Source organism: Paenibacillus sp. TAB_01, from assembly GCF_043945595.1.
Lineage (GTDB): Bacteria > Bacillota > Bacilli > Paenibacillales > NBRC-103111 > Paenibacillus_S.
This window is the reverse complement of the sequence record NZ_JBIFNP010000001.1, coordinates 4,491,758-4,514,340: the sequence shown is the minus strand read 5'-3', so window position 1 is coordinate 4,514,340 and position 22,583 is coordinate 4,491,758. Positions and strand designations below refer to the sequence as shown.

Annotated in this window: 15 protein-coding genes; 13 read left to right on the top strand and 2 right to left on the bottom strand. The window is 55.4% G+C overall.

Annotated features, from left to right (window positions below; all coding sequences use genetic code 11):
• Positions 1-46: 46 nt before the first annotated feature.
• Positions 47-1,315: an MFS transporter gene (locus ACHHV8_RS21925; RefSeq protein ID WP_395161568.1), complete on the top strand. Its 1,269-nt coding sequence runs from the start codon at positions 47-49 to the stop codon at positions 1,313-1,315.
• Between the two features lie 26 nt (positions 1,316-1,341).
• Here the strand turns inward: ACHHV8_RS21925 and ACHHV8_RS21920 are convergent, their stop codons facing one another.
• Entirely contained in the window at positions 1,342-2,868 is a 1,527-nt protein-coding gene (locus tag ACHHV8_RS21920; protein WP_395161566.1) for a glycoside hydrolase family 26 protein, read from the bottom strand.
• 334 nt (positions 2,869-3,202) lie between these two features.
• On the opposite strand from ACHHV8_RS21920, the gene ACHHV8_RS21915 reads away from it, so the two are divergent.
• The 9 genes from ACHHV8_RS21915 to ACHHV8_RS21875 all read left to right on the top strand — a co-directional run bounded on the left by ACHHV8_RS21915 (position 3,203) and on the right by ACHHV8_RS21875 (position 17,337).
• Complete coding sequence (locus ACHHV8_RS21915) at positions 3,203-5,839, top strand: metallophosphoesterase (protein ID WP_395161564.1); 2,637 nt, start codon at positions 3,203-3,205, stop codon at positions 5,837-5,839.
• Positions 5,840-6,266: 427 nt separating this feature from the next.
• A complete protein-coding gene (locus tag ACHHV8_RS21910) occupies positions 6,267-7,817 on the top strand; it encodes an extracellular solute-binding protein (protein WP_395161562.1) in 1,551 nt (516 codons plus the stop codon).
• 99 nt (positions 7,818-7,916) lie between these two features.
• The gene (locus tag ACHHV8_RS21905; protein ID WP_395161560.1) at positions 7,917-8,879 is read left to right on the top strand and encodes an ABC transporter permease; all 963 of its coding nucleotides are present in this window, start codon (positions 7,917-7,919) and stop codon (positions 8,877-8,879) included.
• Between the two features lie 23 nt (positions 8,880-8,902).
• Positions 8,903-9,763, top strand: a complete 861-nt coding sequence (locus ACHHV8_RS21900; RefSeq protein ID WP_395161558.1) for a carbohydrate ABC transporter permease — start codon at positions 8,903-8,905, stop codon at positions 9,761-9,763.
• Positions 9,764-9,834: 71 nt separating this feature from the next.
• Positions 9,835-12,198 carry a helix-turn-helix domain-containing protein gene (locus ACHHV8_RS21895; RefSeq protein WP_395161556.1) on the top strand — a complete coding sequence of 788 codons (2,364 nt, stop codon included), beginning with the start codon at positions 9,835-9,837 and terminating at the stop codon, positions 12,196-12,198.
• A gap of 226 nt (positions 12,199-12,424) precedes the next feature.
• Positions 12,425-12,697 (top strand): hypothetical protein, encoded by a 273-nt coding sequence (locus tag ACHHV8_RS21890; protein WP_395161554.1) that lies wholly within the window; start codon positions 12,425-12,427, stop codon positions 12,695-12,697.
• A complete protein-coding gene (locus tag ACHHV8_RS21885; protein WP_395161552.1) occupies positions 12,660-15,752 on the top strand; it encodes a hypothetical protein in 3,093 nt (1,030 codons plus the stop codon). The genes ACHHV8_RS21890 and ACHHV8_RS21885 overlap by 38 nt, the downstream gene beginning before the upstream one ends.
• Positions 15,749-16,831: a mandelate racemase/muconate lactonizing enzyme family protein gene (locus ACHHV8_RS21880; RefSeq protein WP_395161550.1), complete on the top strand. Its 1,083-nt coding sequence runs from the start codon at positions 15,749-15,751 to the stop codon at positions 16,829-16,831. Before ACHHV8_RS21885 ends, ACHHV8_RS21880 begins: the two co-directional genes overlap by 4 nt.
• A gap of 104 nt (positions 16,832-16,935) precedes the next feature.
• On the top strand, positions 16,936-17,337 hold the full coding sequence (locus ACHHV8_RS21875) for an NUDIX hydrolase (RefSeq protein WP_395161548.1): 402 nt from the start codon (positions 16,936-16,938) through the stop codon (positions 17,335-17,337).
• 275 nt (positions 17,338-17,612) lie between these two features.
• Here ACHHV8_RS21875 and ACHHV8_RS21870 read toward each other — a convergent pair whose 3' ends face one another.
• Positions 17,613-18,692, bottom strand: coding sequence for an LLM class flavin-dependent oxidoreductase (locus ACHHV8_RS21870; protein ID WP_395163584.1), 1,080 nt, complete (start codon positions 18,690-18,692; stop codon positions 17,613-17,615).
• Between the two features lie 167 nt (positions 18,693-18,859).
• On the opposite strand from ACHHV8_RS21870, the gene ACHHV8_RS21865 reads away from it, so the two are divergent.
• The 3 genes from ACHHV8_RS21865 to ACHHV8_RS21855 are packed head-to-tail and all read left to right on the top strand — an operon-like array spanning position 18,860 to position 22,571.
• Entirely contained in the window at positions 18,860-19,960 is a 1,101-nt protein-coding gene (locus ACHHV8_RS21865) for a GerAB/ArcD/ProY family transporter (protein WP_395161546.1), read from the top strand.
• Positions 19,957-21,393 (top strand): spore germination protein, encoded by a 1,437-nt coding sequence (locus ACHHV8_RS21860; protein WP_395161544.1) that lies wholly within the window; start codon positions 19,957-19,959, stop codon positions 21,391-21,393. Before ACHHV8_RS21865 ends, ACHHV8_RS21860 begins: the two co-directional genes overlap by 4 nt.
• On the top strand, positions 21,390-22,571 hold the full coding sequence (locus tag ACHHV8_RS21855; RefSeq protein WP_395161542.1) for a Ger(x)C family spore germination protein: 1,182 nt from the start codon (positions 21,390-21,392) through the stop codon (positions 22,569-22,571). The genes ACHHV8_RS21860 and ACHHV8_RS21855 overlap by 4 nt, the downstream gene beginning before the upstream one ends.
• The last annotated feature ends 12 nt before the right edge of the window (positions 22,572-22,583 follow it).

Below are 22,583 nucleotides of genomic sequence, written 5' to 3'. Positions count from 1 at the left end.
TTATTTTGTATGTACAACAAACGATGAGCTTGGGAGTGGTGAGTAAATGAATGCAAAAGTAAATTCGAAATTATATTATGGATGGCTTGTGGTGCTCATCACTTTTGTGACCTTGCTCATCTCCGCCGGAATCCGGTCCATGCCAAGTATTCTTATGCTGCCTTTCGAGCAGGAATTCGGATGGAACCGAAGCGGCATTTCCGGCGTGATTTCCGTCGGCATTTTTCTGTACGGCCTCGTAGGGCCGTTTTCCGCCGCCATGCTGGAGAAATTCGGCATCCGCAGGGTACTGGTGATTTCGATTGCGGTGCTGGCAGCCAGTCTGGCGGTGACGCCGCTAATGACCGCTTTGTGGCAGTTTCAAATCCTGTGGGGCCTTGTGACGGGCCTGGGCACCGGGATGATGGCCAATGTGCTTGGCGTAACCGTAGCCAATCATTGGTTTGTCCAAAGAAAAGGGCTGGTGGTCGGCCTGCTCACAGCCAGCGCCGCCACCGGACAGCTGCTTTTCCTCCCGATGCTGGCTAAAATTACGGTCAGCGCAGGCTGGCGCTACGCCGTGTATTCGACGGTCGCCGCCCTTATTGTGCTGCTTGTCGTCGTTGCCATCTGGATGAGGAACCATCCGTACGATGTAGGCAGGGCTCCCTATGGCGCGGAGGAGCTGGTGAAGCCGGAGCCGTTCCGCGGGAATCTGTTTCTTGCGCCGCTGCTGGCGCTGCGCTCGGCGCTTGGCAGCAAAACCTTCTGGCTTTTGGCCGGCACGTTCTTTTTCTGCGGATTTTCCACGAACGGATTGATCGGTACCCACCTGATTCCAGCATGCGGCGACTATGGCATACCCGAGGTGATGGCAGCAGGGCTGCTGGCTTTGATGGGGCTGTTCGACTTGTTCGGCACGACCATGTCGGGCTGGCTGTCCGACCGCTTCGACAGCCGCTGGCTGCTCTTCTGGTATTACGGCCTTCGCGGGCTTTCTCTGCTATTCCTGCCCTACGCGCTCGATTCCAGCCCGGCCGCGCTGCTCGTTTTCTCCGTCTTTTACGGATTGGACTGGATTGCCACAGTGCCTCCGACGGTGAAGCTGGCGACCAAGGAATTTGGTAAAGAAAAAGCAGGCATGATCTTCGGCTGGGTTGTCGTCGCCCACCAGCTGGGCGCGTCTGCCGCGGCTTACGGCGCAGGCGTCATGCGCGAATGGCTCGGCAGCTACACGGTTCCTTTCGTCACCGCAGGCTTCGTATGCCTGTTCGCCGCCCTGATGGCGATCCGGATCGCCAAAGGCCGCGCCGCAGTACCGCAAGCGCAGGCTTAATGGAGAGAGGGAGTATGCCGTTCGGCCTAGGACTCCTTCAAAAGCTGAACGGCAAGCGGCTCCATTCGTTCATTATAAGCAGTGATTTTCAACGGCTCGACGCCCGGACTGCCGTCCGGGCCGGCAGCCTCATTTACCGTTATCTCCCACGGCATCTGATAGCTGATACCCAGACGGCGCTCTCCTCTTGATAGCTCGACGGCAAAAGGTACGGCTCCGCCGGCCAGCGCGGCATGGATGAGAAGCCGGTGCTCTCCGCCGCCATGAAGCTCCTCCGGCTGAATAGGCGTATAGGTATAATTCGGCATAGACGCCGGGTGCTCAACCGATTCGAGAAACCAATCGGATTGGATCAGTCGTTTATAGAGCGCGTCGGTTAAAGGATTTTCGCCCAAATCGTATACGTAATCCATCTGGCTGCGGGCCGCCTGGGCGCGGCTGAAATTAAAATAAGTGATGGCTTTGACCTGAGGGAACATCCGGGGCACGACCGCATACATATACGACAACTGACCTTCAGCCCAGGAAAGATAGGCTGTGTTCGTCGACAGAACCGTATGAGCTACAGCCCCTTCCGAGATCATGATCGGTTTGCGGCTGTATTTCGCATATAACGGCGCGAAGGTATCGACCACGCTGCCTGCAAGCTGCTCCTTGCCGTTCGTCAGCGGCGTTGCATAGAGCGAGAAACCGACCCAATCCACATACGCATCTCCCGGATAATACTCGTCGATCGTATTCGCGGGAGCGAAGTTCGGAGACCAGACCATCACGACATTGGGCGCCTCTTCTTTCATAATGTCATGAATGAGCCTGAATTTTTCGATATAGAGCTCCGGATTGCCGTGCCACGGAACCCAGGCGCCGTTCATTTCGGAGGCGTACCGGAGAAAGACCGGAATGCCGGAAGCATTGGCTTCTCTAGCAAAAGTCCGGACGTATTCGTCGTCCTTCACGTCCTCCAGACCGTAACGCGGCTCCCAGCCGATCTGCAGCGCCCCGCCCATCTGCTTGACCCTTTCCGCCGTACGTACCGGAAAGTACGAGCTCGTGTCCGTCTGGAATTTGCGCCATCCGACATAGGCTAAATAGATGGCATGGCGGCGGCCGTATACGCCCTCCACCTTGGTTACGTCGTAGCCAACCCGGCGGTCCGCGCCGAGCATGCCCAGGTAGGCGCCCGATGAGGGCTCGTATTGGGCGAGAGGCGCCGGCGCGGCGGGAGTCGGGAGAGGAACCCGCTCCAACAGCTGCACGGCTGTGAACGAATCCGCCGGCGGCTGAGGAGAGGTTAGCCTGTTCCCAGCCGGCGCTTCCGGCTGCCGGCTTAGGCCGTAGCCCTCCAGTCTTGCTTTATAGATCGCGGCAATGTCGGGCTGACCTGAGCTTTCGGCCTGTTCGGCCTGCTCTCTCCACCAGTCGGTCAGCTCCAGCGCCGGATTTTTCGCCGGCATTTCTTCGTGCGGGAGGGGAGAAGCCGGAAGAAGCATTAGCAGCATGAAGAAACAAACTGCAAGTAGTCCGGCGCGGTACAAGGGGAAGCTCCAGCTCATGAACGGGGATGGCTCCTTTCCGGGGCATCGAATGGAATGGCTGCAGGGCCAACGGCATCGCTGCATCGTTTTGTATTCTTATCATAAGGGGACAGAGGAAGCGGAGCAAGCATGCAGATTGATGGCTTGGTAATGCTTGACGCCTGCGCACGAAGGCTGCCAAGATGACTTACTGGTTCGGCATAGAACCATGACCACGAGCGGTTCGGCCGGCTCCCGTGCAGCATCGTACACGTGTCCGGGATTCATGCGCGTTGGAACACGTACGAGTCAGCCAGAGCGTTGTGTGGTAATAAGGGGCATAACGAATGCCGAACACAAGGGGGCTGGAAGGATGCCGTACCCTCGCTCGAATACGATCAAACTAATAATAGGCTATGTCTTCGGCCTATTCGTCCTGGCAGGGCTTGGATGGTCTGTCTACTTGTATGCCGTACAAGCGTACGGCTCTTCCGGAAACCCGGCAGCCGTCCGCTCCGCTGTACTGTCCGTCGATGACGGCGACATGATAAGAGGAACCAAAACGATCTTGGGAACCGCGGCCAAGCCCGGCACGAAGCTTCAGCTGAGCATTGACGGCGAGAAGGTACCGGCCGAGGCTGTCATGGATAAACCGGTGCTGCTAACCCTGGAAGCTGACGGTGTGGAAGGAAGCGCGGGCTACAAAGACAGCTTATGGGTGAACGGGAAGCTCGCCCATGTCTTTGAGACGGACGTGTCCGGCTTTGCCAAAGTGACGATTCCCATTCCTGCGGCATTTCTTCAGCCCGGGGACAATGCCGTGACCTTCCGGGCCGGCGGCAAGCTTTCGGCTGAGGATACGGAGGGCCCGCACGATGCATGGCGGTTTCGCAATGTGCTGCTGGAGCTGAGTGACGGAACCGTGCTCGATGCCCCGGACTACAAGACGGCTGCGGCTTACAGCCTCGGCAGTGACGGACCCGGTAGTGTTCAGTCCCCGGCTGAGCTGCAGAGAACGTTTCATTACACCTTGAAGGAAGAGAAGTACCGCTCCGTTTATTACAGCTGGGATACGGCGAAGACAACCGAAGGGAGCCACCGGATTGAGCTGCGGACGGAGCAGGAGGGGAGGCGGAATGCCCGGACCGTCCAGGTCGAGGTGGATAACACGCCTCCCCAGGTTCAGATTACATCCCCCGTGGAAGGGAAAACTTACCGCAATAAAGTGGCCGTTGCCGTACATGCAGAGGATGAACGGTCAGGCACCGCGACCATCGTAGCGAAGCTGGACGGCAAAGTGATTGAGGCGCCGGCGGAGCTGCTGACCGCCGAGCTCGCTGTCGGCAAGCATCGGCTGGAGGTAACGACAGCGGATAAAGCAGGGAACGAAACGGCTTCCGCGGTGACGTTTCAAGTGCTGAAGGAGATGCCGCTTCCACCGACCGAGCCCTATCCGGCCGATCGGAGCAAGGTCCGGGCGGGACCGGTTCCGCTAAGCGTGCAGGTTAGCGATCCGGCGCAGGACAAGCTGACCGTCTCTTTTTATAAGGCGCAGCGGTATGATTTGACGCATTCCGGCAATCTGTTGGCCTATGCCAATACGGCGGACCGGGAGCCGCCGCTGCAGAAGCAGCCGGAAGGCGAGAGGGCGCTGACTCCCCAGGAGAGAGCCGCCGTTTCGGTGCGGGACGGTCAATATTTGACGGAGGATGCCAAAGACCGCTTCCCGTACCACCGTTTCACCTTCGAGGTGAAGGAGGGACTGCCTCCGGATGCGGAAGTCGTCTGGACAGGGCATTCGCTTCCGGGCCGGCGGGTTACCCTCTACGTCTGGAACGAGACGAAGGCGCAGTGGCAGGACCTGGACTCCAATCAAGGGACGGAGGATTTCACGCTGCGCGGGAAGCTGACGGGGGAGCTCGTTCACGACGGCACGGTCGATGTGCTGATCCAGGACCGGATTCCTTCGACGGGCGAGTATGATTTTGCTTTCCTCTGGATGACCGATACGCAGTATTACAGCGAATCGTTTCCGAACATATACGATCAGATGACCCATTGGACGGTGGATCATTGGAAAGAGCGTAAATTTCAGTATGCGATTCATACCGGCGACATTGTTAACAACTGGAACAGTAAACCGGAATGGGAGAATGCGTCGCGAAGCATGAAAATATTAGATGATGCCCGCATTCCATACGGAGTGGCGGCAGGCAATCACGATGTAGCTTACGATGCGGGAAATTACGATGAGTTCTGGAAATATTTTGGCAAGGAACGGTTCGTCGGACAGCCGACCTTCGGCGGCGATTTGAACAACAACCGGGACCACTATGACCTGGTTTCGGCGCAAGGGAACGATTTTGTCATCGTCTACCTGGGCTGGCTCATCGATCAGAAGTCGTTCGACTGGGCGAACAGCATTTTGCAGAAATATGCCGACAGAAATGCGATCATTGCCACGCATGAATATTTAAAGCCGAACAAAGCTTACTTTGGTCAAGGCAAGGAGATATGGGACAAGCTGGTCGTCCCTAATCCGAACGTATTTATGGTGCTCGGCGGGCACAACCCCGGTGTGGCGAATAATCTTCGGAAAATCGGGGACCGGACTGTGGTGGAAATGCTGAGCGATTACCAGAACGGGCCGGAGGGAGGGCAAGGCTTCATGCGCTTCCTGCAATTTGATCTGCAGCATAAGCGGCTGCTGGTGAATACGTATTCTCCTTATTTGAACCAATGGGATTTTTTCAAACCGCAGGAGGAGGAGCTGGTGTTTCCTCTGCAGCTGAAGCCGGTCGAGAAGCAGGTCGCGACCGATTATGTCGGCATTTACGCGAGGACGGAGGAGCTGATCGGAACGTCGGAGCCGACTGCAAGCGGAAGCAGGGCATCGGTGCCTTATCCGGGGGCGCAGCCGGAACAAAGCTATTTTTGGTACGCGGTGGCAAAAGACGAATACGGCGGCCGGAGCGTATCGGATGTATTTTCGTTTGAAGCTGGCCAGTAGGGGGCGTCTCCTTTTTTCCTCCAGCTCCAGCCCGCTAATAGTTGAGTGTATTCAAAGCTTTTTTAAGAACCTGGCCTTCACCGGCCAGGCTTTTTTGCGCGGGTGTCATCAGAAAGCGAGCCGTGTTGCCCAACTGATCTCTAATGAGTTCGGTACTTAGCCCAAGCTATGGAGCTATGCTCTTTTTCGGCTATTTCGACACCAAACGCCTTGAAAAGGCGCTTATACAGCGTATATTTCAGCGCCTTTCTGCAGAAAAATGACAAATGCAAAAATGTGCAAACTAGGTTTATCGTGAAAAACACAAAAAAATGGGCTTGTTGGAAAGGGCTCTATCCGTTAAATTCAGGGCATCGAAGCGATTTTCACATCTGGCAACACAAAGCTTCTGCATAATGCCAATACGAAATGAAACGGGAGGATCAGTATGCAAAACAATTGGGGGAAGAAGAAACACAGAATGACGATTGCGACGCTCGCTATGGCTTTAATGAGCACGGCCGCACTGTCCGGCTGTGGACAAAATCCGGCGCCGGCCGCATCCGGAAGTGACAGCGGCGGCGGCAAGCCGACGGAAGTCAGCATTATTAGCGCATTTACAAGCGCGAATCCGCCGGACCCTAACGGCGAAATTCAAAAAGCGATCGAGAAGGCGACGAATACGAAGCTCAACATTCAATGGGTTTCGGCGAACAATTATAAAGAACGTCTGAACGTCAGCATGTCCTCCGGGGATATTCCCGATGTAGTGATGATCGACGATCCGTTCTCCACGATGTTCCGCTCCATGGTTCAGCAGGGAGCATTCTGGGATATCAGCACGCTGTACAGCAAGTACCCGAACATCAGCAAGCTGATTCCGGCGGAGGCTTGGGAAGCGACGAAGATGCAGGACGGTAAAAACTACGGCGTTCCGCGGCCGCGCGGAGCGGAAGGCGCGCGCTTCTTCGTCCTGAGAAAGGACTGGCTGGATAAGCTGGGCATGCAGGTGCCGACGACGACCGACGAGCTGTATAACGTGATGAAAGCCTTCAAGGAAAAAGATCCGGACGGCAACGGCAAGAACGATACGATCGGATTTTCCGGTAACGTAAACGCCGCGGATATGGGGACGCTCGGCATTATTATCAACAGCTTTACCGGAGCGACGGGCAACTGGAAGGATCAGAACGGAAGTCTGGTCTATACGGATCTGATGCCGGAGACGAGAAGCGCATTGGAGTTTTTAAACAAAGCTTATAAGGAAGGCTTGATCCCGGCCGACTTTGCTTCGCTGAAGCCGAGCCAGGTGGACGATTTGTACGCTTCCGGCAAAGCGGGCATGATCGCCGACAAAACGGGGAACATGCAGGAGATGGTCAGCAAGCTGGGCAAGGTCGATCCTACCGTCCACGATCATCAAGCGTTCTATCCTGTAACGTCGATCAATGATTTTAATCCGAAAGGCCCTGGCTTCCTTGGCATGCTGGCTATCTCCAAGCAGGTTCCGGAGGAGAAGCTTGATAAAATTATGCAGATGATCGACAAATGGATGTCTCCGGAAGTGTTTGACCTGCAAACATGGGGAGTTGAAGGCACTCACTACACGGTCAAAGACGGCAACAAAGAGCTGATTAAAGATAAATATACCGCTTCGGGTATCGACAACTACAACCAGATCGTCTATGTCGCCGACCCTTATGCGAATACGCTTCACCGCAATTTCCCGAAAGAAAGCATCGATTTGTACACCAAACTTCAGGATGAACGGGCCAAAAACAGCAAAGCCGATCCAAGCGTAGGGCTTTACTCGGAAACGTTCCAATCCTACGGTCCCGAGCTTGCGAAGCAGGCGCAGGACGTGAAAACGAAGGTGATTCTCGGCGTCAGCCCGATCACGGCATGGGACGATTTCGTCAATCAGCTGAAATCAAACCCGCAAATGACCAAAATTACAACGGAAATTAACGCGTCTTACAAACAGCGGACAGGCAAATAACATCAGCAGAGGAGAGGCCGGCTCCTTGAGAAACATGGGAAATGGGAAGGGGCCGGCTTCCCCGTCATTTACAGCATCTGAAGAAGGAGGAATAACAGCATGTCCGATTATTCCGCGTATTCCGGTAAGATTACCAAGACACACAAAAAAAACGGCTTAGCGCATATCCGAAAAAGGCTGCTGCGCGACAAATATTTATACTGCCTGGCGATCCCCGGCTTTTTGTTTTTCTTGATCTTTAAATATATTCCGATCTGGGGCGTTGTCATCGCCTTTCAGAATTATTCTCCGATTGCCGGTATTCTTCACAGTCCATGGATAGGCTTCGATCATTTTCAACGCTTTTTCTCGGATCCTCAATTCGGGCTCCTGTTCAGAAACACGATGATGATTAACCTGCTCAGCCTCGTCTTCTTCTTCCCGCTGCCGATCGTGCTTGCGCTGTTGATGAACGAGCTGCGCAGCGAGATTTACAAACGGATCGTCCAATCGATCGTTTACCTGCCTCATTTTCTGTCATGGGTTATTATCGCGGGCTTGACCTTTATGCTGCTGTCCGTGTCCAGGGGCTTCGTGAATGAAGTGCTGGTTTCGATCGGCATGGAGAAAATCCAGTTTCTGAACGATCCCAAGCTGTTCTGGATCATCCTGACCGTCCAGTCGATCTGGAAGGAATGCGGCTGGGGCACAATACTGTTCCTTGCGGCGATTGCGGGAACCGATCCGCAGCTGTATGAAGCTTCGCGGATGGACGGCGCGGGCAGATTTCGTCAAATGTGGCACATCACCCTGCCTGCGATCCGCAACGTCATCTTTATTCTCCTGATTCTCCGGCTGGGCCATATGATGGACGTCGGCTTCGAGCAGGTGTTCCTGATGTATAACGGAGCGGTTTCGAATGTAGCGGAAGTGTTCGATACGTATGTATACCGGCTTGGCGTGCAGCAGGGGCAGTTCAGCTTCAGTACGGCGGTCGGACTGTTCAAGTCGGTCATCGGGCTGGTGCTTGTTATAGGAGCGAACCGGCTTGCCAAACGTTTCGGCGAGGAAGGCATCTACTAAGAGAGAAGGAGAGGGAGAGAGCTATGGAGTACAGCCGCGGCAATCGATTATTTCACGGAGTTAATATTCTAGTTCTTGGCATTGTCGCTTTGGTGACGGTATTTCCGATTTATTATGTGTTTGTCATTTCGTTCACGGAAACAGGCGAGTATTTATCGAAGACGATCGTGCTTTTTCCGGAGCATTGGTCCTTGGAATCGTACCGGTATTTGTTAAGCAATCCGTCCATGATTCGCTCGGTAGGCGTCAGCGCCTTCTTGGCGGTCGTCGGCACCCTATGCAGTCTGGTTGTGACTGCGTCATTGGCTTATGCTTTGTCCAGAAAACGGCTGCTCGGAAGACGGGTAGCGCTCATGCTTATCTTATTTACGATCTTATTCAGTCCGGGCATTATTCCGAATTATATGCTCGTGCGCAGCCTGGGGCTGATTGATAATATTTGGTCTTTGATTTTGCCGGTGCTGTCGAGCGGCTGGTATGTGGTCCTGATGAAAGGCTTTTTTGAAAATATTCCGGAAAGCCTGGACGAAGCGGCCGCTATTGACGGCTGTAACGAGGTAACGGCCTGGTTCCGTATCGTGCTGCCGCTGTCGATGCCTGCGATCGCCGCTTTCGGACTTTTTTACGCGGTAGAATACTGGAACTCGTATTTCTCGGCTTTACTGTACATGAACGACTATCAGAAGTGGCCGATTCAGGTGCTGCTGCAAAATATGCTCGCCGAGAATCCTTTGGCGGAAGCGGATCCGCTGCTTCAGCCGCCGCCTGCCGAAATGCTGAAGATGTCGGCGGTCGTGATCGCGACGATTCCGATCCTATGCGTCTACCCGTTCCTGCAAAAGCATTTTGCCAAAGGGGTTATGGTCGGCTCCGTCAAAGGATAATTCGTTTCGGTGGAAGGACACTCTATACCTGATCCCGAATGTTGTAAAGAGAGAATGGGAGGAGGGTGCTTGTGCTTTCAGATAACCGCAGCGTAACGAACGCACCTAACGAAACCCCTACACAGAAAAAAGGGCGTTTTTTCCGGCGGAGCTTGATTATGGTCATCATCATTGCCAGCCTGCCGGGGCTTTTTATCGGAATAGGCATTTATTTTGTCGGCAGCGAGCAGATTGCCAATGAAACGAACAGGCTCCATCAGCAGCAGGTCGAGCAGGCGCAGAAAAGCATCGACGACCAGCTGTACGGACTGGAAACGTCCCTGTCCCATTGGGCGTTCGACCCGCAGTTCGACGACAAGCTGAAAAAGCTTGATTTTGTTTACGGCTACAGCCAGGTACAGGATATTTTCAAAACCTTGCTGGTTATGAAGCAGCTGAACCCGTTGATCGATAAGGTTACCTTATATTTGCGCGACCCGTACCCGCTGCTTTTCACGGAGGAAGGGTACCATCCCCTTGCCTCTGAGCTGCAGCCGAAATTCGACGCGTTGATAAAGCAGCCGTATCAGGCCATGTGGAGCAATTTTACAGGCGATGAGGCGGAGCAAACGGCGGAGGGTCAAGCATCGATGTCGACCTTGTCGCTGATTCACAAAATACCCGGCGGGAGCCCGCGCCCGTTCGGCGTATTTCTGGTCACGGTCAATGCGGCCAAGCTGAAAGAAGCCGTCACGATTTTGACTCCGCATAATGAAGGAACCTCTTTCCTGATCCAGGGCAGCGGCCAGTGGATTGCGCCTTTCGGACAAGAGGGAGCGGGGCATGAGCTGGATGAGGCGCTGCGTAAGCATGTGCTGGAGGACGGGGGGAATCAGGAGCATTTCATGTTCTCTTGGGGGAAGGAGAAATATTCGGTATCCTCCGTGACCTTAAACCGGCTCGGCACCGACTGGATTTATGTGTCGGCTACGCCGCTTACTGCGTTGACAGGCCCGGTCGTCTTTATTTCCAGGGCGATCATCGGCTTCAGCTGCTTCGGTATTCTGCTTGCTGTCGTGCTGTCCTGGTTCGCCTCGCGCCGTCTGTACAAGCCGGTTGAACGGCTGGTACAGCTGCTGGGCGGCCGGAACGATTCTTCCCGCTTGGAAGCGGGGGATGAATTTGAAATGATCGAAACGGTGTGGAACCGGGTCACACGGGAGAGCCAGACGCTGCAGACCCGCCTGGAGAGCCAGCTGCCGCAGGTGCGTCAAGGATTTCTGCTGCAGCTGTCGCAAGGCTATTTGTACTACTTGTCCGAAGCGGACCTGCAGGAGCAGATGGCCAATCTGGGCTGGGACGTTGCCAGGCCATCATTTTACCGTGATCTTTATGCAGCTGCTCGGCTTTGCCAGCCTGGAGGGACGCTTCTCCGAAGGAGACGAGGTGCTGGTGACGTTCGCCGCGGCCAACATCGTTCAGGAGCTGGCGTCCGGCGCCTTCGAGCAGGCGGATGCGATCAACTTCCAGAACCTGACGATCGGCCTCTTGATCGGCACGCCCGCCTCGGAGCCGCCGGAGCGGACCGGGAACGCATCCATGCGCTGCTCCAGGATATGACGGACCGGCTGAACCTCCTTCTGCATCTGCGGGTGGCGGTCGGACTCGGCCAGCCTGTAGCCCAGATCAAGGAAATCCCGGCTATGATGGAAGAAACGAGACAAGTGCTCCGCTTCCGCGATCTGCAGGAGCATAACCAGATTCTCGATCTGGGCGAGTGGGTAACCGAGGGCGAGAAAAGCTCCGAGTATCCGTTTCATCTGGAGAAGGAAGTGCTGCACGGGCTTCGCATGGGGCAGGAGGATGAAACGACGGCGGCGCTTTCCCGGTTTCTGCATGAGCTGCGGATGAATGCGGGTAAAGAGCTGTGGGTTCAGCAGGGTATGCTGCATCTGCTCGCTTCCGTGCAGCGGGCCATTATGCAGATGGGGACGAGCTTGTCCGGTCTCTATGAGGGCGTGAATCTGTACGATCAGCTGTGCCAGATCAAGGAGCCGGAGGAGATTGAGAAATGGTTTCTGGCCCGCGTCATTTATCCTTTCCTGCGCGAGACGAGACGCAAGCAGGACATTTACTTACAGCAGGCCGTGGATCGGATTGTTACCGTCATTCACGAGAAATACATGGAAGAGCTGTCTCTTGAATCGATCGCCGAGGCGGAGCATTTGAGCTCGTATGCGCTAAGCAGAATGTTCAAGCAGCATGTCGGCATTAATTTTATTGATTACTTGACGGAAATCAGGCTGGAGAAAGCGAAGGAGCTGCTGTGCAGCACGGATCTGAAGCTGAATGAGGTAGCCGAGCGGGTGGGTTACCAGCACAGCTACTTCAGCCGGATTTTCAAGAAAAATGTCGGCATGACGCCGAGCAAGTACAGGGATAACGCTAAGGAATAAAGTCTTTCGCTGTGCGTAAACGCGCTGCCGTGCCCGCGGCAAAGCTGCTCCGGCTTTTTTATAAGGCAGCTGCCGCTGCCTGCGCATCCAAAGCATGCCTCCGCGCCCCCCGGTAAAACCGGGGATTTGGCAGCTGCGGCACTGCGGCAGCTTCAGGCGGCACTTCCGCGGCACCGGAGCGCAGCGCCTGGAAAGACAACAAATAATGGATGGAAGGTGAAGCAGGGTGATCAGCAACGATCGTTTTCAGTTCCCGCCAGTCGAATTCCGGGTTCATCCCTTCTGGTTCTGGAACGGTGAGATGGAAGAAGAGGAGATTGCAAGGCAGATCGGAGAAATGAAAGACAAAGGCGTCGGCGGGATTTTCATTTGCGCCAGACAGGGGATCGGACCTGCCTTATTTATCGCGGGTATGGTTCGACCGGGTGAAGTTTGCCGTTCAAACCGCGCAGCAGGCCGGTTTGAACGTATGGCTGTACGACGAATACCCGTATCCTAGCGGCATGGCCGGCGGCGAGGTGACGCTGGAGCATCCCGAGGCGAAGCAGCGGATGCTGTCCAGAACGGTGCAAGCTTTTCAAGGCGGCGAGGCGGCGGACATGGATCTGCCTTGGGGCCGGGTACTATGGGCCAAAGCGGTACCGTACACACCGGACGGAGCAAAGAATTGGGAGCGGGCGGTAGATGTAACGCCATGGATCGGCAGCTTCCAGGATGAGACGGTGTTTCAGCAGACGGGATCGACCAATTACAGCCGGAAGCGCTATTTTACTTATCATACCGTGAAGCGGCTGAGGTACGAGCTGCCAACCGGCGCCGACCGCTGGGAAGTGATCGTCATTACGGAGCAGGAAGTGGACGATTTTAAATATTTCGGCACCTTTGTCGATCCGCTGCATACGGACGCCGTGGATACGTTTATGCAGATGACCCATGAGCGCTACGCCGAGGAAATGGGCGAATATTTCGGGGGAACGATCAAAGGGATGTTTACCGATGAAGTCGGGCTTCGGGCCGGCAAGCTTCCATGGTCCCCGCTGATCGTCCCTTTCTTCCAGGAACGCTGCGGCTACAATCTGCTGGATAAGCTGCATATGCTTTACGAGGATGCAGGCGAGGAGACGGCCCGGGTACGCTACGACCTGTTCCAGTGCATTCATCTGATGCTTAGAGAGCGTTTTCATAAAAAGGTTGCGGACTGGTGCGACAAGTACGGCATGGAATATGTCGCTGAAGTGCCGAGTGTCCGCATGACGACGCAGCTGCACAGCCATATTCCCGGAGGAGACAGCGCGCATGAGAAGCTCGGCCGCTCGCTGCCGGAAATTATGAAGCGGTATGCGCACAGCCTGCGCCATAATCCGAAGATGGGCAGCTCCTTGTCGCGGCAGCTGGGACGCCGGCGTGCGCTGATCGAATGCTTCCACAGCATCGGCTGGTCGATGACGCTGCAGGATGCCCGCTGGATGATCGACTGGATGGCGGTGCTCGGCACCAACATGTTTAACTTCCATGCGTTCTTCTACTCTATTGACGGACTTCGCAAGCATGACGCGGCGCCGTCCCAGTTCGAGGAGAACCCGTATTGGGAGCATTTCGCTCTTCTCGGCGACTATATCGGCCGGCTGAGCTGGCTGATGAGCGAGGGCGCGGCCAAAATCGATATTGCCGTAGTGGACCCGACGACTTCTCTCTGGACGCATATGGGCAATCCGTTCCATCAGTTCGGCTTTGCCGGAGTCGGCGAGCGGGAGAAAAAGATGCTGGAGCAGCTGAAGGCCAGCTGGATCGAGATCCAGACCGCGCTGCTGATGAACCAGCGCGATTACGATACGTTAGACCCGGAGCTGCTGATGGAAGCTTCCGTGGAAGAAGGCTCGCTGAAGCTTGGCGCCGCTCAGTACCGGGTGCTCATTATTCCGCCGGTATCGAATCTGGAGTCGGCGGCCTGGGCGAAGCTCCGCTCGTTTATGGAGGCGGGAGGCACCGTCATTTCCGTCGGCTCCCTGCCGTACGAGACGATCGAGCCGGAAGCCGACACGGTTGCGGCTATGGCGGAATGGTTTCTCGGAGGCGCTGGGAACGGCGGCGCAGCCGCTGCCGGAACGGATGCTGCTGAGCATCAGGCTGGAGAAACAACCGCTTGGAGGAAGGGCAAGCAAGGGGCATATTTCGTTCCGTACGCTGACGGTGCCGAAGGCGCTCCGGCTATCGGGACACTGCTTGAGCTGCTGGACCGGACGCTGCCGCGCGCAGTTGAGCTCCGGTCGGAGGACGGCCTGACGGACACGCTGCTGATGCAGCACAGACGGATCGACGATCAAAGCGATGTCGTCTTTATCGCCAACCATGGGGCGGCAGAGAAGCAGGTGGAAGTCCGATTGGATGGAGCCTGCTTCGGTACGGAGCTTCAGCTCGCGTATCGGGATCTGGAGACCGGCGGCCAAGCTCCGCTTCAGGCGGTACGGACGGAGGACGGCCAAACGGTGTTCAAGCTGACGTTCGCCCCGTATCAGTCGCACTTGATCGAGATTGCGGGTACGGCTGCGGCGTTGACTGCTCCGTCCGAAGTAGTGGACGTTGAAGAACAAACGGCGCTCCTTCCGGTGGAGGTTCATGCCGACACCGCATGGGAGCTGGAACTGTCGGAGCCGAACCTGCTGAGACTGGGCCGCTTTCAGCTCGCCTTGGATGAGCAGGATGTCGGGCTGGAACAAGGATGGCCGCAAAATCCGGGGACGGCAGCCGATGTGAAATGGTATGAAGTCGACGCGAAAACATGGATCAGCCAAACGTCCGATCACGCTAAAGAATGGAAGCATGCGCTGACCTACCGCACCCATTGGTTCGGTACGCCTTTCAAGCTGAACATCGATTACCCGGTCGTATGCTGGTATAAGGCCGTATTCGAAGTCGAGCAGCTTCCCGCCGCGGCCGAGCTGACGATGGACCGCGAAGCGATTCTGGGAGAGTACAGCTTGTTCGTGAACGGTACGCTGTGGGACGGAGACGGCGGTCCGCTGCCGCTGGTCCAAGGCTTGAACACACTGATGGTCCGCGTGGTCATCCGGCACGCTTATGAAGGCGTGGTCGACCCGATTTATTTGCGGGGCGCATTCGGCGTACGCTTCAAATCCGGCGGACGGCCGGTCCTGACGGCCGCACCGGTGAACGGGAACCCGAATCTTCCCGTCATCGAAGGCTGCCCGTATTACTCGGGGGCCGCCCTTTTCCGGCAAACCTCCGTGGCGCTGGCTGCCGATCCCGGAGCGTCGGAAACGTTCGAGCTGACGCTGTCCGGTTTAAGCCCGCACTTCCACGATTGCGCGGAAATCCGGGTCAACGGTCATTCGCTCGGCGTGCGCGCCTGGACGCCTTACCGCTGGTCGGGACGGACGGAATGGCTTCGTCCGGATGGCAATACCGTTGAATTGAGAGTGAACAACACGCTGAGTATGCGGCTCGACGGCACTTATTTTTATTATGAAACGCATCAGATCAAGGAAACCTCATCGTTTGTTTACGAAATAAATTCGCAGGGGGAAACGAAATGAAAGTAACGAATATTATTTGCTATTTTGCCCAAGGGTTATTTTATGTCAAAGTCGAAACGGATGAAGGCATCGACGGCTTCGGCGAATGCAGTCCGATGCAGGTGGACGCGATTGTGCCGATTATTCAGACGGTTATTAAGCCGCAGGTGATCGGGCAAAGCGTGTTCGATATCGAGAAAATCGAGGAGCAGGTGATGCGGAAAAACTACAAAATTTCCGGCCAGCTGCTGGCTATGGCTTTCAGCGGCATCGAGATCGCGCTCTGGGACGCCAAAGCGAAATTTTTAAAGCAGCCGTTGTACAATCTGCTGGGCGGGCTGTACCGAGATCAAATCCCGCTCTACGGCTCCAGCATGAGCCGGGATCTTGAGCCGGAGGAGGAAGCGGCCAAGCTGCTCGAAGGCATCAACCAGTTCCAGTTCAAAGCGGTCAAAATCAAAGTAGGCCCGCGGTACGGCTCCGGTCTGCCGGTCGATCTGGACAAGGATGCGCTGAAGGTTCGCACCGTCCGCGAAGCGATAGGCCCCGATTGCAAGCTGATGGTCGACGGCAACAGCTCCTACACGTATATCCAGGCGGTACAGCTGTATGAGAAAATCAGCCAATACAACCTGCATCATTACGAGGAGCCGTGCCCGTATTACGATATCGATGCCTACGTCAAGCTGGCGCAAACATTGCCGGTGCCGATCCATGTAGGCGAGCAGGACTGGAGCCTGTTTACGTTCCGCGATTTCATCGCCAAGGGAGCCTGCCACCTGTATGCAGCCGATCCGATCAAATGCGGCGGTATTTCACAGGCCAAACGGGCGGCCGTCTTATGCCGCGCCTTCGGCATTCACTACGTGCCTCATAATACAACGCGCGGGGTCGGCTTTGCGGCGGCGCTGCATCTGGCGGCGAGCACGCCGGAATGCAACAGCTATTACGAGTACTCGATCGAGAAGAACCCGATCAGAGAGCAGTTTGCTCCGACGGAACTGAAGGCGGAGAACGGATTTATCCGTGTGCCGGAAGGAAACGGTCTTGGCATTCAGCCGGACGAGGAAAAAATGAACCGCCTGCTGACCCGCGTTTAATCCGCTCTCTCCGGTAACGGACGAAGCAGACAGTCGGTTGGGCGGATCGGCGCTCCCGTGTTATAATTTCAGGTAAACATGCCAAAGGCAAGGGAGCGCACACCATGACAGCCATCATCGATAAGATTGCTTGGATTTATATTGTGGAAGGGCGTCTGTTAGGCGCCCGTTCCAAAGCAAAGGACACTTACTATTTACCCGGAGGCAAAAGGGAGCCCGGCGAGACGGATGCCGCCGCGCTGCTGCGGGAAATAGAAGAGGAGCTGTCCGTCCGGATCCGGCCCGAAACGATCCGGCCTTTCGGTACCTTTGAGGCCCAAGCTCACGGCAAGACGGACGGTGTTCTTGTCCGCATGTCCTGCTATACAGCGGAGTTCGAAGGCGAGCTGCGTCCGGCCTCTGAAATTGAGGAAGTGGCTTGGCTGACTTACAGCGACCGGGAACGGGTATCCGAAGTCAGCCAAATCATTTTTGACAAGCTGCATGACATGAAGCTGTTATTGTAGTCGAGCGGCGACAGTTGGCGGAAAGCCGGCTGAGACGAGCTGGCCGAGGCTTGAAGGCAGGCTGCGGCGGTACGCAGGAGCTTTCGGTAAGAGGCAAAAAAAGTGTGCAGGCTGTTCCATGCCTGCACACTTTTTTTGTTGGACTAGATCAGACTGCTGACCGGTCAATTGGAGCAGTGTCAGCCTGGGTAAAGACAACAGTGCAGCCGTCTGTGACGGGGTTAATAACAATGGAGCTTTGCGATGCGTTTCTGCGGCTTAAGACAGGCGGAACGTCACGCCTTGGATTCAGATTCGATCCGGGCTAGCTCCTTACGGACGATCGGGGCTACCTTGGTCCCGAGCAGCTCGATGGCATGCATGACTTCGCGATGCGGCATCGTCCCGACATTCACATGGAGGAAGAAGCGGGTTACACCCAGATTTTTGCGCAGCAAAATAATCTTTTCCGCCACATATTCCGGATCGCCCACATAGAGGGCGCCCCGAAGGCTGCGCGCTGCGTCATAGGTAGCCCGGCTATAAGGCTGTCCCCAGCCCCTCTCGCGCCCGATGACGTTCATCTGGGCTTGCGTAGGCAGGAAGAACGCATCGGCGGCCTGTTCTGTGGTGTCCCCGACGAATCCGTGCGAATGCGTTGCAATAGCCAGCTTGTTCGGGTCGTGCCCGGCCTGCAGGGCAGCTTTCTTGTACAGCTCGACTAGCGGTGCGAAGCTCTCCGGCATCCCCCCGATAATCGCAAAGGCAATCGGAAGACCGAGCATGCCCGCCCGGACGGCCGATTGGGGGCTCCCGCCGCTTGCAATCCATACAGGCAGCGGATCTTGGACGGATCGCGGGTAAACCCCGAGATTATGGATGGCAGGGCGATGGCCGCCGCGCCAGGTTACCTTTTCCGATGCCCGGATGGCGAGCAGCAGCTCCAGCTTTTCCTCGAACAATTCTTCATAATCGTTCAGATCGTACCCGAACAGCGGGAAGGACTCGATAAATGAACCCCGGCCCGCCATAATTTCGGCCCGGCCGTTGGAGATGCCGTCCAGTGTGGAGAATGCCTGATATACGCGAACCGGATCGTCCGAAGACAGCACGGTTACGGCGCTGGTCAGCCGGATTCGTTTTGTCATGGCTACCGCCGCGGCCAATACGACTGCAGGAGACGTGCCTGCATAATCGGGACGGTGATGCTCCCCGATGCCGTATACGTCCAGACCGACCTGGTCGGCCAGCACGATTTCCTCCACCGCCTCGCGCAGCCGCTCGGCATGGGTGATTGCTTTTCCCGTTACCGGGTCCGGTGTCGCTTCCAAAAATGTACTGATTCCAATTTCCATATTCATTGCCGGCTCGGCCATCATGAAACGCCTCCTTAGATTGCATACCCATACTTTACTCTATTATTTATAGTTTCTCAAATTTAGTAAGTCAAATGAAGGTGGAAGAAAGTATAAAGGTTACCGTCGGAGGGATAATATGTCTACTTGTATTCTTTTTGACAAAATCCTTCAGTCGGTGGTTTATCATGATACCCAGCCAGAAAGGCTTGAATCTTCATCAGCTTATTACTTTGTTCATGCTTTCATCCGGTCTCATGGACCATGTGATCGTGATGCCGTTCCTGCTCGGTACGGCGGGACGCAGCGGATGGATTTCCGTCCTGATCGTCGGTTTGCTCCTGACCTGCTGGCTCCCGTCGCTGACTTATGCTATCCGTAAAATGAACGGGCAGCCGGTTTTCGAATGGGTTAAGCGGAAATACGGCGCGCTGCCCGCGCTTTTGCTCCAAGCCCCGGTGATGATTTATGTGTTCGCTTTCGGCACCGTCACGCTTGTGGATACCGTCGGCTGGGTCAAGAGCATGTTTCTTCCGGAAACGCCGTTATGGTTTATCACTATCGCCCTTATGGGAGTCTGTGTGTGGGCGGCCTTCCTGGGCATTCGCAAAATTGCGCGATGCGGTATTTTTCTGCTGCCGCTGGTCGTTCTGTTCGGTATTTTTGTCAGCGTAGCCAATATTCCGCGCAAGCATTACATGCATCTTCTGCCGATACTGGAGAACGGGTTTCATCCGGTTTTCAAGGGTATTTTTATCGGCATGGGCGGCCTGATTGAAGTCGTGCTCGTCCTGCTGCTCCAGCATCATCTGGAGGAGAAGCTGAAGGTGCGTCATTTGACGTTCATCCTCTGGATGCTGGTCGGTTTAACCGCGGGGCCGCTGATCGGAGCTATCGTGGAATTCGGACCGGACGAGGCGGCTCGTCTCCGCTACCCGGCTTATGAAGAATGGCGGCTTGTGCGGATCGGGCATTATGTGGAGCATGTCGATTTCCTGTCGATTTTTCAATGGCTGTCCGGCAGCTTCGTACGGATCTCGCTGTCGCTCTTTCTTATGAAAGACCTGCTGCGCAGCGATTCCAGCGGAACGAGAGCCTCATTTCTCATCATTATGACGGGCGCTGTTTTGATGACGATCATTGCTCTGCTGCCCTTTTCGGATCAAGGCTTTGTCGAACTGCTGAGCAAATGGTATTTTTCGGGCACGATTGCCGTCGCCCTGCTGTTCAGTATAGGACTGATGCTGCTGACCCGGTTTAAAATGCAGGAGAGGAGCGGTTCTCCATGAGTCAAGCCGAAGTATATGAAGCGCTGAAGAATGCCATTGAGGATTGCGAAGACATCGCTACGGAGCAGCAAAGCTCGGGGGAGCGGCTGGTCACGCTATTTTTTCAGCCGGACTTGATCGACATGCGGCGGATGCGTGAGTATTTTATGCCGGAGCTGACGCACGCCTTGTCGTTGGAGGGCACCGAATTTACGGAGCTTCTGGAAGAAAACGCAGCCGTACTTATCGACGATCCGGACTTGTCGGCGGAAGACTACGCGTTTTTTATTTTCAGCGGACGGCTGCTGATGTATTTCAACCACAGGGAAGAAATGTACTGCATCAATTTTGCGGAAAAGCCGCACAGGGAACCGGAAGAATCCGCATTGGAGCCTTCCATACGCGGGTTCAGGGACGGATTTACCGAAGAATTGGACACCAATATCGCTTTGATCCGCAAGCGCCTTGGGACCTCCGAGCTTAGCGTCAAGTATTACTATTCCCACGGAACGGCTCGCACGCGCCTCGCGCTGCTTTATTTCAAGGGCAGAGTGCCCGAGACATCGTTGTCCATGGTTCACGAGCGCCTGTCCGACCTTGGGAATACGGTGCTGATCGGAGGCAATGCCAGGCTGGAGGACGTACTTACAGGGAGCCGGTATTCCATACTGCCGCTAAGCAATTTTACGGGAAAGCCGGATTATGCGTCGGAGCGTCTTGCACGGGGCAAATTTCTCGTCTTTATGGACGGCTCCCCTACCTGCATGATGGCGCCCGTCACTTTAACCGAGCTTTTTATCAGCCCGGAGGATTCTTATTTCAGCTATCACGTAGCTATTGCCAACCGGCTGCTTAGGGTGATAGCCGCTTTTGTCACAGTATTCTCCCCTGGACTCTTTATTTCCTTGCTGATGTACGATCAAGACCAGATTCCGTTCCAGCTGCTGGCCACTATTGGAATCTCCCGGCTAGGCCTTCCGATCTCGGCTTTTTTCGAGATGCTGCTGAGCTTATTTCTGCTCGACCTGCTGCGCGAGGCAGGGGCTCGTCTTCCGCGGGCGACCGGCTCCACGATTACCGTCGTCGGCGGGATTATTATCGGGGATGCGGCGCTGCGTGCCGGGATTTTGTCTCCGAGCATGACTTTCCTGGCGGCGGTGGCCATCGTGTCCGGCTCCACTCTCGTCAATTTGAATCTGCAAAGCACAACGCGCATCATGCGCTTGTTTGTCCTTATGTTCTCCGCGATTTGCGGGATCTACGGCACCATTCTGGCGTTGTTTTATATGCTGGTTTATGCGATTAATGAGGAATCGTTCGGGGAGCCTTACTTCAGGTACGAAAAATACGGCAGAAAGGACAGTCTGCTGAAATTTATCCGGCTGCCCTTCCGCAAAAACAACATTGACGTGATCGGGGAGGCCTCCGCACAGAAAGGGGATGACCGGTCTTGAAGAGAAGGGCGGCCCAACGATTTGCAGCTTGTCTGCTCAGCGGCGCGGTTCTTCTGTTCCTGGTGCTCCTTACGGGCTGCTGGGATGCCAAAGAGGTGCAGCGTCTCAGCTACATTACAGGCCTCGGCGTCGATTATGAGAACCATAAATTCGTCATTTATGCCCAAATGGTCAACTTTGCGGCCATCGCCAAGGAAGAGCAGCAGAACGCCAAGGTAAAAACCTGGGTAGGGCAGGGGAAGGGCTCTACCGTGCTTGCCGCCATTAACGATTTGATATCCACCGCATCAGGAACGATGTTTCTCGGGCACGTCAACTTTCTCATTTTGACCGAAAACGTGTTTAAGGAGCAGATGCTGGAGAAGGTGTTCGATTTTACGAACCGCAATAAAGAAACGCGGTATACCAAATGGTTTTACGGCACCCGGGGCAGTCTGTTTGACCTGATGTCCGCCAAATCGTTCTTTGACCGCAGTTCTCTCGACAGCCAGCTGGGCGATCCGGAGCAAAATTATGCGCAGCTGTCGAATTTGAAGCCTTACTATGTCAATGAGATTGTAGCGGGGATGCTGGAGCCTTCCTCCACGGTCGTGATTCCTTCGATGGAGCTCACCGATCAAGTATGGAGGGAGCAAAATAAACCGATGCCCATTTTCAAGAAATCGGGCGGCTTTATATTTAACGGTACCCAGTATGCCGGCTGGATGAAGATGAGCGATATTATGCAGGGCCGCTGGCTTCAGAGCGCGTACCAGGCTTCGCCGCTGACGCTCCGCCGGGATCAGCATGTGCTCGCTACCATCGAAGTGAAGGATGCCACGCATCGAATCGAAATTCACGAACAGGCGGGACAACCCCGTTTTAAGGTCAAGCTAAAGGCCAAGGGGACGATCATGGAATTGGCGGAGCAAATGCCTCTGGAGGAGATTGAACGGCTGGCCGAGCAGACGGTCCGTAACGAAATTATGGCCTACTACAAGAAAGGGCTTGCCATGCAGGCCGATTTGGTCCGTCTGGGCCAGACCTATTACCGCTACCATCCGGCCCGGTGGAAAAAACTCAGCGTGAACGGCCGGCTGCCGCTGGAGCCCAGTTCGCTGGAAGCGGTGGACGTGGAGCTTCTGATCAACCATGCGCAGAAGTACAAATCGCCCCAGGTTAAGGATACTTATAGATGAGGAGGCTGGTAA